Here is a 13,680-nt window from a genome sequence, read left to right as displayed (position 1 = left end):
ACGCATGCAAGTCTATGACATGCCAGATGAGCGCGGTCATTTTGGCCCTTTTGGTGGCGTTTTTGTCGCAGAAACCCTGGTGGAAGCCTTGGAAGAACTGCGGGTAATGTATGAAAAATACCGACACGATCCTGAGTTTCTGGCTGAATTTGCTTATGATCTCAAGCACTTCGTTGGCCGTCCCAGCCCGATTTACCATGCTAAACGCCTGTCTGAAAAAGTGGGCGGAGCACAAATCTATCTTAAGCGTGAAGATTTAAACCATACCGGCGCGCACAAAATCAACAATACTATCGGCCAGGCATTGCTGGCCAAACGCATGGGTAAGCCGCGTGTGATTGCGGAAACCGGTGCTGGGCAACATGGCGTGGCGACTGCGACGATTGCTGCTCGCCTGGGCCTGGAGTGCGTGGTCTATATGGGAGCCGAGGATGTCAAACGCCAGGCGCCAAATGTGTTCCGTATGAAGTTGCTGGGTGCCACTGTGGTGCCCGTCGAAAGTGGCTCAAAAACCCTGAAAGACGCATTGAACGAAGCCATGCGTGACTGGGTGACCAATATCTCCAATACTTTCTACATTATCGGTACTGTGGCAGGTCCACATCCTTACCCGATGATGGTGCGCGATTTCCAGGCAGTCATTGGTATCGAAGCGAAAGATCAGATGCAGGAAATGATAGGGCGTCAGCCAGATGCTATCGTCGCCTGTGTCGGCGGCGGCTCCAATGCCATGGGTATTTTCTACCCGTATATTGACGTCGAAGGCGTACGTCTGATTGGCGTTGAAGCGGGCGGACATGGTTTGAGCACTGGCCAGCATGCCGCGCCATTAACGGCGAATAGCCCGATCGGTGTGTTGCACGGTAACCGTACTTACCTGATGCAAGATGAAGATGGCAATATTATTGAAACACATTCTATTTCTGCCGGCCTGGATTATCCTGGCGTTGGCCCTGAGCATGCCTGGTTAAAAGATATCAAGCGCGCTGAATACGTGGCGATTACCGATGAAGAAGCCATGACGGCTTTCCATAACCTGTGCCGTACAGAAGGCATTATCCCCGCGATGGAATCCAGCCACGCCTTGGCGCATGCTGAGAAACTGGCCAGAACCATGTCTCCGGATCAGGTGGTGCTGGTAAATCTTTCTGGCCGTGGTGACAAAGACATTAACACCGTGGCACGTTTGGCTAATATTACCCTGTGACCTTTTGCCTGCATGACTGCGCTTGTTAAACGCATCCGCGCAGCCATGTATTGCAGATCCACTGTCATTATTTGAATTAATTAAAAAAGCATTCTTATGTCCCGCATTCAATCTGTATTTGCCACCCTCAAGGCACAAGGTAAAAAGGCACTGATTCCCTACATTACAGCGGGCGATCCGCACCCTGATCAAACCGTGCCTTTGTTGCACGCGCTGGTAGAAGCGGGTGCCGATATGATTGAGCTGGGCGTGCCGTTTTCTGATCCAATGGCGGATGGTCCGGTGATCCAGCGCGCCAGTGAGCGTGCATTGGTACACAAGATGGGCTTGCGTAAAGTATTGGCCATGGTGAAAGCGTTTCGCGCAACCAACCAAACAACGCCTATCGTACTGATGGGATACGCCAACCCGATTGAAGCGATGGGCAGTACCCAGTTCGTTGCCTTGGCGAAAGAGGCTGGTGTAGATGGCGTGCTCACGGTCGATTATCCGCCTGAAGAGTGTGAAGTCTTTAACCAAGAACTGGCAGGCGCGGATATTGATAGTATTTTCCTGCTGTCACCGACCACCGAGCCATCACGTACCGAGTTGATCGTGAAGCAGGCGACAGGCTTTTTGTATTATGTCTCGCTCAAGGGTGTGACGGGGGCGGCTAACCTGGATATTGTCGAGGTGAAAAAGCGCGTGGCTGAAATTCGTCAGCAGACCAGCTTGCCGATTGGTGTTGGCTTTGGTGTGAAAGACGCGGCGACTGCACGTGAAGTGGCCGCGATTGCCGATGCGGTGGTGGTGGGTAGTCGGATGGTATTGGCGATTGAAAGCGCTAATGCCGATAACCTGATTGCCAATGTGCAGACATTAACGAAAGAATTGCGTACGGCGATTGATTCTGTATAGACCGGTGTATTCAGGTTTTCAGCATATCGCAATATAAAAGCAGGAGAAGCTATGAGTTGGTTAGACAAGATTCCACAAAAAATTAAACGTGCTGTTGGCTCGGTACAAAAACGTAATGTGCCAGAAGGCTTATGGCATAAGTGTGATGCCTGCCAAACAGTACTTTACCGTACTGACCTGGATGCCAACCTGGAAGTATGTCCGCAGTGCGGCCATCACCACCGTCTCGGCGCACGTGCTCGCCTGGATGTATTGCTGGATGCAGAAGGCCGTGTTGAAATTGGAGCTGACGTCACGCCGGTGGATGCCTTAAAGTTTAAAGACAGTAAAACTTACGCCGAGCGCATGAAAACTGCCCAGCGTGATGTGAAAGAAAAAGATGCGCTGATTGTGATGCGTGGCACGGTTGAAGGCGTGCCGGTGGTGGCTGCCGTATTTGAATTCAAGTTTATGGGCGGCTCCATGGGCTCTGTGGTTGGCGAGCGCTTCGTACGCGGTGTACAAGATGCCATTCAGCACAAGTCTGCATTTATCTGTATTTCTGCCAGCGGCGGTGCACGTATGCAAGAAGGCCTGTTGTCGTTGATGCAAATGGCTAAAACCAGTGCCGCGTTGACCAAACTGTCTGAAGCCGGATTGCCATATGTCTCCGTGTTGACGGACCCTACCATGGGCGGTGTGTCGGCCAGTTTTGCCATGCTGGGGGATGTGATTGTGGCCGAACCGAATGCGCTGATTGGTTTTGCCGGCCCGCGCGTGATTGAGCAAACTGTACGGGAGACCTTGCCTGAAGGCTTCCAGCGCGCAGAGTTCCTGCTGACGCATGGCGCCATCGATATGATTGTCGATCGCCGTGAAATGCGTACCAAACTGAGCCAGGTATTGTCCAGTTTCTTGAATATTACCAAAGCTGCCTGATGCCACCTGTGATACCCGAGCTTCCCCAAACAGTTGAGGATTGGCTCGGCTACATCGAATCCCTGCACCCCAAATCCATCGAGATGGGCTTGGGCAGGGTGCAAACAGTCGCTGCACGCCTGCAGCTAGAATTTCCGTTTACCGTGATCACCGTTGGTGGTACCAATGGCAAAGGCTCTACCTGCGCCATGCTGGAACGTATTTATAGCGCTGCCGGTTACCAGGTAGGCTGTTATACCTCACCACATCTGGTGCATTATCAGGAACGTGTTCGTTTCAATACCAATGTCATTGCCGATGCGCTGCTGTGTGACGCCTTTGCCGCCGTAGAGCAGGCACGTGGGGATATCACACTGACCTATTTTGAAATGGGTACGTTGGCGGCATTATGGGCCTTTGAGCAACAGCCATTGGATGTCGTTATCCTTGAGGTTGGTCTGGGCGGGCGCCTGGACGCGGTGAATATTGTCGATGCCGATTGCGCCATTGTCACCAATGTCGATCTCGATCACATGGAGTTTCTGGGTGATACCCGCGAATTAATCGGGCACGAAAAGGCGGGCATTTATCGCCAGCAGCAGATTGTTATTTGCGGCGATGTGGCGCCACCAGCGTCATTATTGGCGCATGCCGAGACGCTGGCAGTAAAGTTAAACCGTTTTGGCGTGGATTACCAGATTGATATCTCGGATACACAATACGCACACTATCGGGATGCACAAGGGCAGCTCGATATAGGCAACTTGCGCTTGTTTGGGCATTACCAGTGGAATAATGCCGCGAGCGTAATATTTGCCGTGCGTGCTTTGCAAGCAACATTGCCAGTCACGGAAGGTCAACTGTTGCAGGCGTTAACCGGCACAGAGGTCACTGGCCGCTTTCAATACTTGCAACATGCGCCGGATGTGATTCTGGATGTAGCACATAATCCACATGCTGCGCGTGCATTATGTGACAACTTGCAGCGCCTGAGTGCCGATGGCGGCCAGGTGATTGCCGTATTCTCCATGTTGTCTGATAAGGATATTGCCAGCGTAGTGGACATCCTGCATCCGGTGATTGATACGTGGCATATTGCCTCCATCCAGCATCCGCGCGCAGCGGCGCTTGACTACTTGCAAGCTTGCTTAAGTCAGAAAGTGTCGCTGACCCATATTCACCTGCATGCTGATTTACCCGCCGCATTGCGAACGGCTTATAAAAATGCGGCAAAAAATGATAAAATTATTGTGTTCGGCTCATTCTTCACTGTAGCTGCAATACTCGAATTAACGCCTGATCAGTGGGTTGCGTAAAAACGCCACGTGTATACATAGAACTGAATGTGAACCTCAAAACAGTATGGCGAGAGATGCTTTGACAGATAACGAACTGTTGCTCAAGAAAACTGCCCGCAGGCGGTTGGTAGGTGCGATCACCCTGGTGGTTTTGATGCTGATTGTATTGCCCTTTGTGCTTAAAGACCGGGTGATCGAATCCAGCCATGATAACGTTGAAATTACGGTGGTGAATCGCCAGGCCAACCGTGAGCCTATCCTTGAGTTACCTGATGATGAAGTTGTATTGGATAACGAAGCTGCACCAGCGGCCAATACATCAGAAAACAATGCTTCCGAAGTGGCTGAGGCTAATATTGAAGAAGCGCCAGTTTCTGCGCCCGCAGTAGTAGCAACGCCACAAAAACAGGTAAAAACAGAGCCTGCCAAGCCTGTTGTCGCGCCTGCACCAGTTAAACCCGTACCAACCGTTGAACCCAAAGTTGAACCCAAAGTTGAACCCAAAGTTGAACCCAAAGTTGAACCCAAAGTTGAACCCAAAGTTGAACCCAAAGTTGAACCCAAAGTTGAACCCAAAGTTGCGGCAATCAAGCCTGAAACTAAAGAAGAGCCTGTTGCATCCGATAAAAAAACTGGTAAGTTCTTTGTGCAGTTTGGCGTGTTCTCTGACCCGAAAAACCTGGAAACCCTGCAAGGCAAGCTGAAGCAGGCAGGATTCGAGTCAGCCACCGAAAAAGTGGATGCAGCTGGTCAGAAACTACGCTTGCGTACGCGTACCTATGCTACCCGTAATGATGCGGCAGCTGCCTTGAAAAAACTGGAAGCGGCTGGGTTTAGCGGTATTGTGGCCAGCAAATCCTGATATAGGCCATGACTGTTTTTGATTATCTGGTATTAGGCATTATCGGCTTCTCCATTTTGGTCGGGCTGATGCGCGGCGCCATCCGTGAGCTGTTTTCTGTAGTGGGGTGGGTGCTGGCTTTTTACCTGGCGAATCGTTTTAACGGTGAGGTCATCACCTATATGCCAGAGCAGATTCCTGGCGAGGCGGTAAAAGCCATGGCGGCTTTTTTAGTGGTGTTTTTACTGGTGCTGTTTGTCAGTGCCTTGCTCGCCTTGTTGCTGACTACCTTGATCAAGGCGGTCGGTTTGGGCGGGCTGAACAGAGTACTCGGCGGTTTGGCTGGTATTGTTAAAGGCGTGTTGGTGGTCTGTATCCTGGTGATGCTGGCTGCCATGACGGATTTGCCCAAGGATCCGCGCTGGACAAATGCAACATTCAGTGCGCCAGTAGAAGCGTTGGTCTTGAAATTACTGCCATGGATGCCATCTAGTATTGCTAGGCACGTACATTTGGATCATCAGCGGGTAGATGAATCTGCCATTTAATTTGTAATCAAGTGTTTGATAGGATGTCGCTATGTGTGGAATTATCGGTATTGTAGGCAAGAACCCGGTGAATCAGTTGTTGTATGACGGATTGCTGGTATTACAGCACCGTGGTCAGGATGCCGCTGGTATCGTCACTTGTGATGGCAACACTTTCCACATGCATAAAAACAATGGTCTGGTGAAAGATGTATTTCACACACGCCATATGCGCAATCTGGTCGGTAATGTGGGTATCGCCCATGTGCGTTATCCGACAGCAGGCTCGTCTAGTGCTGCTGAGGCCCAGCCGTTCTATGTCAACTCACCGTTCGGTATCGTCTTGGGCCATAACGGTAACCTGACCAACTCCGAGCAACTCAAGTCTGAAATGTTCAGGCAAGACTTGCGTCACATCAACACCAACTCTGACTCAGAAGTGTTGTTAAACGTGCTGGCACATGAAATTGAGAGCACATCCAAAAATGCTTTGCTCAATAGCGATATGGTGTTTGATGCCGTTGCTGGCGTGCACAGACGTTGTAAGGGGGCGTATGCCGTAGTGGCGATGATCGCCAACTTTGGTTTGCTGGCCTTCCGTGACCCACATGGTATTCGCCCTCTGGTGATTGGCAAACAAGTGACCGACAAGGGGACTGAATATATTATCGCCTCTGAAAGCGTCGCACTGGATGTACTGGGTTTCACCATGGTGCGTGATGTTGAGCCAGGTGAGGCGGTATTTATCGATATGGACGGCAATTTATTCAGTCGTCAATGCGCAACGAATCCAAAACTGACCTCATGTATTTTTGAATACGTTTACCTGGCACGCCCTGACTCAGTGATCGATGGCGTCTCTGTTTACCAGACCCGCCTGGACATGGGTACCTTGCTGGCCGAAAAGATTAAACGCGAATGGGCGGATAAAAAAATTGATGTGGTGATTCCTATCCCGGATACCAGCCGCCCGAGTGCATTGCAATTAGGGATTGCCTTGGGTCTGGATTACCGTGAAGGCTTTATCAAAAACCGTTATATCGGCCGCACATTTATTATGCCGGGCCAAGCCTTGCGTAAAAAATCCGTGCGCCAGAAACTGAACCCGATCGGCATTGAGTTCAAGGGCAAAAACGTATTGCTGGTAGATGACTCTATTGTGCGTGGCACGACTTCGCAGCAAATCGTGCAAATGGCACGTGATGCAGGTGCTAACAAGGTTTACTTTGCTTCAGCAGCGCCGCCAGTGCGTTATCCAAACGTATATGGCATTGATATGCCTAGCCGTCATGAGTTGTTGGCGACTAATCGTACCGATGAAGAGATTTGTGCCGAAATCGGTGCTGATGCGCTGATTTATCAGGACCTGGATGCCTTGCGTGAAAGCATTGCCAAGTCCAATCCGCACATGACGGAGTTTGACTGTAGTTGTTTTGATGGCAAGTATGTCACTGGCGATATTGATGCGGCTTACTTAAACCGTATTGAGTCTGCGCGCAGTGATATGAATAAAAAGCAATTGCCGCCTAACTCGACCACGCAGCTGGATTTGAATCTGTTATCTACAGACTTGGTCGGTGCCGAGTAAAAGTTGACAGGCGCCAGCAAAAGGCGTTTAATGAAATTGCGCTGATTTGAGTGGCGAACTTTAAACGAAGCCAAACTCAGCTTGCGAGCGCATTATAAATACCGCTAAAGCGAGAGCCCCAAAGACCCGTTTTAGCGCAATGCTGAAACGGGTTTTTTATTGTCCAGAGCGCAAGTCAGGATGCTTGTGCAGGAATGTCCGCACCGGACAGAAGTTTGAGGAATCATGAACGATCAATACCATTTGGAAACGCTGGCTGTGCGTGCTGGCACTTTGACCACCGAGTTTGGCGAAAACTCAGAGGCCCTGTTTTTAAATTCCAGCTTCCGCTTTAAAAATGCAGCGCAAGCGGCAGCGCGATTTGGCGGCACCGAGCCTGGCAATATTTACTCACGCTTTACCAATCCGACAGTCACCATGTTTCAGGACAAACTGGCCGCATTGGAAGGCGCAGAGCAGTGTGTGGCAACCTCGAGTGGTATGTCTGCGATTCTCGCTTGCATCATGGGCATTTGCAGTGCGGGTGATCATATTGTGGCATCGCGAAGTATTTTTGGGACCACGGTGCAATTATTCACCAATATCTTGAAACGCTGGGGTCTGGAAGTGACGCTGGTTTCCCTAACGGATGTGGATGCCTGGCAAGCGGCTGCCAAGCCAAATACCAAGCTGTTTTTTGCTGAAACGCCTTCAAACCCGCTGACTGAAGTCGGTGATATTGCCAAGCTGGCGGAGCTTGCGCATGCGGCTGGTGCCTATCTGGCGGTTGATAATTGCTTTTGTACGCCTGCATTGCAACGACCACTCAAGCTGGGGGCTGATATTGTCATCCATTCTGCCACCAAGTATATCGATGGTCAGGGCAGGGTATTGGGAGGCGCGGTGCTTGGTAGCAAGGCGCTGATTGAGCCGGTGTATGCCTTTTTGCGCACGGCAGGCGTGACCATGAGTGCCTTTAATGCCTGGGTGTTTGTCAAAGGGCTGGAAACCTTGCAAGTGCGCATGGAAGCACATGCCGCACGTGCCCTGGCTTTGGCGCAATGGCTGGAACAGCAGCCTGGGGTAGCGCGCGTCTATTACCCCGGCTTGCCATCGCATCCGCAATACGCACTCGCGCAAAAACAGCAGCGCCTGGGTGGCGGTATTGTGACCTTTGAAGTGAAGCCACGTGCTGGCCAAACAGCACAAGAAGCCGCATGGGCTCTCATTGATGCGACACGCCTGATTTCCATCACCGCCAATTTGGGCGATGCCAAATCGACGATTACGCATCCTGCTACCACCACGCATAGTCGCGTCAGTGCCGAAGCGCGGGTCGAAGCTGGCATCAAGGATAACCTGGTCCGGATTGCCGTGGGCCTGGAGCATGTTGAAGATTTAAAAGCTGATTTGCAACTGCTGACCCAGTTTTAGATTCATCGTGCCGCGCATTCATTTGCGCGGCTTTCCAAAATTCCTTTTTTAACATCATTCACTGGTGCTGACAGAAATAGTTCGTCGGTGCATCCTCAATGTTGTCCGCGTCTCTGGTTTGCATCATCACTCCCTTTCAGTTTTGCCCGATTGGCCTGTCAGCCGCGATTAGGCGCGCCGGATTGCGCTAAATATGCTAAAATCGCGTGATAACTTTTAACTATAAATTGGGTCAAGAATGAGTCAGTCTCCAGATCAATTTGCTAAAGAAACCCTGCCTATCAGCTTAGAAGACGAGATGCGTCGTAGCTATCTCGATTACGCCATGAGCGTGATTGTGGGCCGTGCGCTTCCCGATGTGCGTGATGGTTTAAAACCTGTGCACAGACGCGTGCTGTTTGCCATGCACGAGCTGTCCAATGACTACAATAAGCCTTACAAAAAATCTGCCCGTATTGTTGGTGATGTGATCGGTAAGTACCACCCGCATGGTGACACTGCGGTGTATGACACCATCGTACGTATGGCGCAGGATTTCTCCTTGCGTTACATGCTGGTTGATGGCCAGGGTAACTTCGGTTCGGTTGATGGCGACAATGCGGCGGCGATGCGGTATACCGAAATCCGTATGTCCAAAATTGCCCACGAGTTACTGGCAGATATCGACAAGGAAACCGTCGACTTTGGCCCTAACTACGATGGTAGCGAGCATGAGCCTCTGATTATGCCGGCGCGTATTCCCAATCTGCTGATTAACGGCAGCTCGGGTATTGCGGTGGGTATGGCGACCAATATTCCGCCTCACAACCTGAATGAAGTGCTGAATGCCTGTTTCGCGTTGTTGAAAAATCCTGAAATCACTATTGATGAGTTGATCGAGTTGATTCCGGCGCCTGACTTCCCGACTGCGGGTATTATTTATGGCACGGTAGGGGTGAAAGAAGGTTACCGCACTGGCCGTGGCCGAGTGGTGATGCGTGGCCGCACCCACTTTGAAGATTTGGAAAAAGGCGGGCGCCAATCCATCATTATTGATGAATTGCCCTACCAGGTTAACAAGAAAACGCTGATTGAAAAAATCGCCGAACTGGTTAACGAGAAAAAAATTGAAGGTATCTCTGACCTACGTGACGAATCTGACAAGTCAGGTATGCGCGTCGTCATTGAGCTTAAGCGTGGCGAAGTGCCTGAGGTGATTCTAAACAACCTCTACAAACAAACGCAGCTTCAAGATACATTCGGTATGAACATGGTGGCGCTGATGGACGGCCAGCCACGCTTGCTCAACCTGAAGCAGATGCTGGAAGCATTCTTGCGTCATCGCCGTGAAGTGGTGACACGTCGCACCGTGTTCGAACTGCGCAAGGCGCGTGATCGCGGCCATGTGCTGGAAGGCTTGGCGGTGGCACTGGCCAACGTGGACGAGATGATTGCCATCATCAAAGCCGCGCCAACACCGCCAGAAGCGAAAAAAGAGTTGATGGCGCGCAGCTGGAACTCTCCGGTAGTTGAGGAAATGCTCAAACGTGCAGCCATGGAGGCTTCGCGTCCAGAGGGCTTGTCTGTCGACTTTGGCATGACGCCAAAAGGCTATAGATTGTCTGATGTACAAGCGCAGGAAATTCTGCAAATGCGCTTGCAACGCCTGACAGGTCTGGAACAAGACAAGATTGTCAACGAATACAAAGAAGTGATGGATGTCATCGCCGACTTGCTGGATATCCTGGCCAAGCCAGAGCGCGTGACTGCGATTATTGTCGAAGAACTGAACGAAATCCAGAAACAGTTTGGTGATAAACGTCGTTCCGAGATTGAGCAGAACACGCAAGATTTGTCACTCGAAGACCTGATTACGCCACAAGATGTGGTGGTGACGTTATCACACACCGGCTATGTCAAATCACAGCCGCTGGATGAATACCGCGCACAGCGTCGTGGCGGCCGTGGCAAACAGGCAGCTGCGACTAAAGAAGACGACTTTATCGACAAGATGTTTGTCGCGAATACGCATGACTACATCCTGTGTTTTAGCAGCCGTGGCCGTGTTTACTGGCTAAAAGTTTATGAAGTGCCGCAAGGCAGTCGTGTCAGCCGCGGCAAACCGATTGTGAACTTGTTCCCGTTGGAAGAGGGCGAGAAAATCAATGCCATCCTGCCGGTGAAAGAGTTCGACGAGAATCACTACGTATTTATGGCGACAGCCAAGGGCACTGTGAAGAAAACGGCGCTGACGGAATTCGCTAACCCACGTAAGTCCGGCATTATTGCTATTAACCTGGATGAAGGTGATTACCTGATCGGTGCCGAAGTGACCAATGGCCAGAACGACATTGTGCTGGTTTCCAATGGTGGTAAAGCCGTCTGGTTCACTGAGGATGACGTCCGTCCAATGGGCCGCGCAACACGTGGTGTACGCGGCATGAAACTGGCGGTCAAACAGCAAGTATTGTCCTTGCTGATTGCTGAGAATGACCAACAGTCTGTGTTGGTGGCAACAGAAAATGGTTACGGTAAGCGTACTGTGTTGTCCGAGTTCCGCCATTCTGGTCGCGGCACACAAGGCGTGAAAGCCATTGCCATCAGTGAACGCAATGGTTTGGCTGTTGCGGCCAGACTTGTGACGGCAGAAGATGAAATCATGCTGATTACCACCGGTGGCGTATTAATCCGTACCCGCGTCAAGGAAATCCGCGATATGGGTCGTGCTGCACAAGGTGTCACCCTGATCAACCTGGGTGAAGGTGAGAAATTGTCAGGTCTGGAGAAAATTGTAGAAACTGACGATGATGGTGTCGAGAGCGACGAGAACGAAGAATAAACACACGCATGAAACAGATCTTTAATTTTTCAGCCGGTCCGGCCGTGCTTCCTAAACCAGTGCTGGAGCGCGCGCAAGCCGAAATGCTTGACTGGCATGGCTCTGGCATGAGCGTGATGGAAATGTCGCATCGCGGCAAAGAATTCACCAGTATCCTGGAAAAAACCGAAGCCGATTTGCGCCAATTGCTGTCCATCCCGGCCAATTACAAAGTCTTGTTTTTGCAGGGCGGCGCAATTGGAGAAAATGCCATCATTCCGATGAACTTGCTTAATGGTAAGTCTGCGGATTACGTGGTGACAGGCTCCTGGAGCAAGCGCAGCGTAGAGGATGCCAAAGCCTACGGTCAGATTAATATCGCCGCCAGTGCTGAAGTCGGTGGCTTTACGACGGTGCCCGCTTTTGCTGACTGGACGCTTAATAAAGACGCGGCCTATGTGCATTACTGCACCAATGAAACGATTAACGGTGTCGAGTTTCTGGATGTCCCTGACACGCATGGCGTGCCGATTGTGGCAGACATGTCCTCACATATCCTGTCACGCCCGATTGATGTTTCCAAATATGGCGTGATTTATGGTGGTGCGCAAAAAAATATCGGCCCGGCAGGTTTATGCCTGGTAATTGTGCGTGAAGATTTGCTGGCGCAAGCCTCTGCGTTAACACCAGCGGTATTCCACTGGAAAACGCAGGCGGATAACCAGAGCATGATTAACACACCGCCAACCTACAGCATTTATATTGCTGGTCTGGTCTTTGAGTGGTTGCTGGCGCAGGGTGGCGTAGAGGCGATTGAGAAAATCAATATTGCCAAGGCTGATTTGTTATACAACTACCTGGATCAAACCGAGTTTTATGACAATAACATCGAGCATGCTTACCGCTCACGCATGAATATTCCATTCCGTTTGCGTGACGAGAGCCTCAATGACGCCTTTTTGAAGGCAGCAGATGCACGTGGCTTGCTGCAATTAAAAGGCCATCGCTCAGTAGGCGGCATGCGTGCGAGCATTTACAATGCCATGCCGATTGAAGGTGTGAAAGCCTTGGTCGAATTCATGCAAGAGTTCGAAAAAAGTCATTCATAAAATACATTAAATATTAATTTCAAATGTCTGATTTATTAAAACAATTTAGAGACAAAATTGATGCGATTGATACGCAGATGCTGGCGCTGGTCAATGAGCGCGCAGCGCTTGCACGCGAAATCGGGCACTTGAAAGATGACGGGGTGATTTATCGCCCTGAGCGTGAAGCACAAGTGATTCGACGCCTGCAGTCAGAGAATCAGGGCCCATTGGCGCCTGAGGCGGTGAGTCATATTTTCCGTGCCGTGATGTCCAATTGTCGCGCACTAGAAAAAGAGCTGTCGATTGCTTTTCTGGGCCCCTTGGGCACTTACAGCGAAGAGGCGGCACTCAAGCAGTTTGGTGAAGGCCGCCAGGCTGTGGTGTGCGCGAGCATTGATGAAGTGTTTCGTACCGTAGAAGCGGGTCAGGCCGATTACGGCGTGGTGCCGGTAGAAAACTCTACGGAAGGTGCGGTTGGCATTACACTGGATTTATTGTTGTCTAGTCCGTTACAGGTCATTGGTGAGATCACCTTGCCTGTGCATCACTGCTTGTTGTCTGCACAGCAGGATATCCGCCAGATCAGCCATGTATTCTCTCACGCACAATCATTGTCGCAATGCCATGAGTGGCTAAATAAACACTTGCCAAATGCTGCGCGTGAAGCGGTAACCAGCAATGCACGCGCAGCACAAATGATCCACGAGCTGGTGGCAAGTGAAGGCACGTTTGCGGCGGCGATTGCCAGCAAACGTGCGGCCGATTTATTCGATTTGCATATCCTGGCTGAAAATATCGAAGATGATCCGAAAAATACCACACGCTTCCTGGTGGTGGGTAATCATGCCGTGGCACCTTCCGGCCAGGACAAAACCTCGCTGGTCATGAGTGCACAAAACAAACCTGGCGCGGTATTACAGTTACTGGAGCCATTTTCACGCCATGGCGTGAGCATGACCAAGCTGGAGTCCCGTCCGTCCCGTCAAAATCTATGGAATTACGTGTTTTTCGTCGATATTGAAGGGCACCAGCAGCAACCATCCGTACAGGCAGCGCTCAAAGATCTGGCTGAACGCGCCACATTACTCAAAGTGTTGGGCTCTTACCCAACCGCTATTATTTAA

11 protein-coding genes are annotated in these 13,680 nt (G+C 50.9%); all 11 read left to right on the top strand.

The annotated features are described in order from the left end of the window. The first annotated feature begins 4 nt into the window (after positions 1-4). A complete protein-coding gene (gene trpB, locus MET42_RS0108285) occupies positions 5-1,207 on the top strand; it encodes a tryptophan synthase subunit beta (protein WP_019882436.1) in 1,203 nt (400 codons plus the stop codon). A 96-nt stretch (positions 1,208-1,303) separates the two neighbouring features. Beyond that, on the top strand, positions 1,304-2,104 hold the full coding sequence (trpA, locus tag MET42_RS0108280) for a tryptophan synthase subunit alpha (protein WP_019882435.1): 801 nt from the start codon (positions 1,304-1,306) through the stop codon (positions 2,102-2,104). Positions 2,105-2,155: 51 nt separating this feature from the next. After that, positions 2,156-3,022: an acetyl-CoA carboxylase, carboxyltransferase subunit beta gene (gene accD / locus MET42_RS0108275; RefSeq protein WP_019882434.1), complete on the top strand. Its 867-nt coding sequence runs from the start codon at positions 2,156-2,158 to the stop codon at positions 3,020-3,022. Continuing rightward, positions 3,022-4,317, top strand: a complete 1,296-nt coding sequence (folC, locus tag MET42_RS0108270; protein WP_081624280.1) for a bifunctional tetrahydrofolate synthase/dihydrofolate synthase — start codon at positions 3,022-3,024, stop codon at positions 4,315-4,317. The genes accD and folC overlap by 1 nt, the downstream gene beginning before the upstream one ends. Positions 4,318-4,378: 61 nt before the next feature. Next, complete coding sequence (locus MET42_RS0108265; protein WP_232411400.1) at positions 4,379-5,161, top strand: SPOR domain-containing protein; 783 nt, start codon at positions 4,379-4,381, stop codon at positions 5,159-5,161. Positions 5,162-5,169: 8 nt separating this feature from the next. Next, complete coding sequence (locus tag MET42_RS0108260) at positions 5,170-5,688, top strand: CvpA family protein (RefSeq protein WP_019882430.1); 519 nt, start codon at positions 5,170-5,172, stop codon at positions 5,686-5,688. Between the two features lie 31 nt (positions 5,689-5,719). Then, positions 5,720-7,255 (top strand): amidophosphoribosyltransferase, encoded by a 1,536-nt coding sequence (gene purF, locus MET42_RS0108255; protein WP_019882429.1) that lies wholly within the window; start codon positions 5,720-5,722, stop codon positions 7,253-7,255. 225 nt (positions 7,256-7,480) lie between these two features. After that, positions 7,481-8,668, top strand: a complete 1,188-nt coding sequence (locus MET42_RS0108250; protein ID WP_019882428.1) for an O-succinylhomoserine sulfhydrylase — start codon at positions 7,481-7,483, stop codon at positions 8,666-8,668. A gap of 238 nt (positions 8,669-8,906) precedes the next feature. Further along, positions 8,907-11,486, top strand: coding sequence for a DNA gyrase subunit A (gene gyrA / locus MET42_RS0108245; RefSeq protein ID WP_019882427.1), 2,580 nt, complete (start codon positions 8,907-8,909; stop codon positions 11,484-11,486). Between the two features lie 8 nt (positions 11,487-11,494). Further along, positions 11,495-12,574, top strand: a complete 1,080-nt coding sequence (gene serC, locus MET42_RS0108240; RefSeq protein ID WP_019882426.1) for a 3-phosphoserine/phosphohydroxythreonine transaminase — start codon at positions 11,495-11,497, stop codon at positions 12,572-12,574. Positions 12,575-12,597: 23 nt separating this feature from the next. Next, complete coding sequence (gene pheA / locus MET42_RS0108235) at positions 12,598-13,680, top strand: prephenate dehydratase (RefSeq protein ID WP_019882425.1); 1,083 nt, start codon at positions 12,598-12,600, stop codon at positions 13,678-13,680.

This window comes from Methylophilus sp. 42 (assembly GCF_000384155.1).
In the GTDB taxonomy this organism is placed as follows: domain Bacteria; phylum Pseudomonadota; class Gammaproteobacteria; order Burkholderiales; family Methylophilaceae; genus Methylophilus.
The sequence above is the reverse complement of the archived record's forward strand: the minus strand, read 5'-3'. Positions and strand labels throughout refer to the sequence as shown.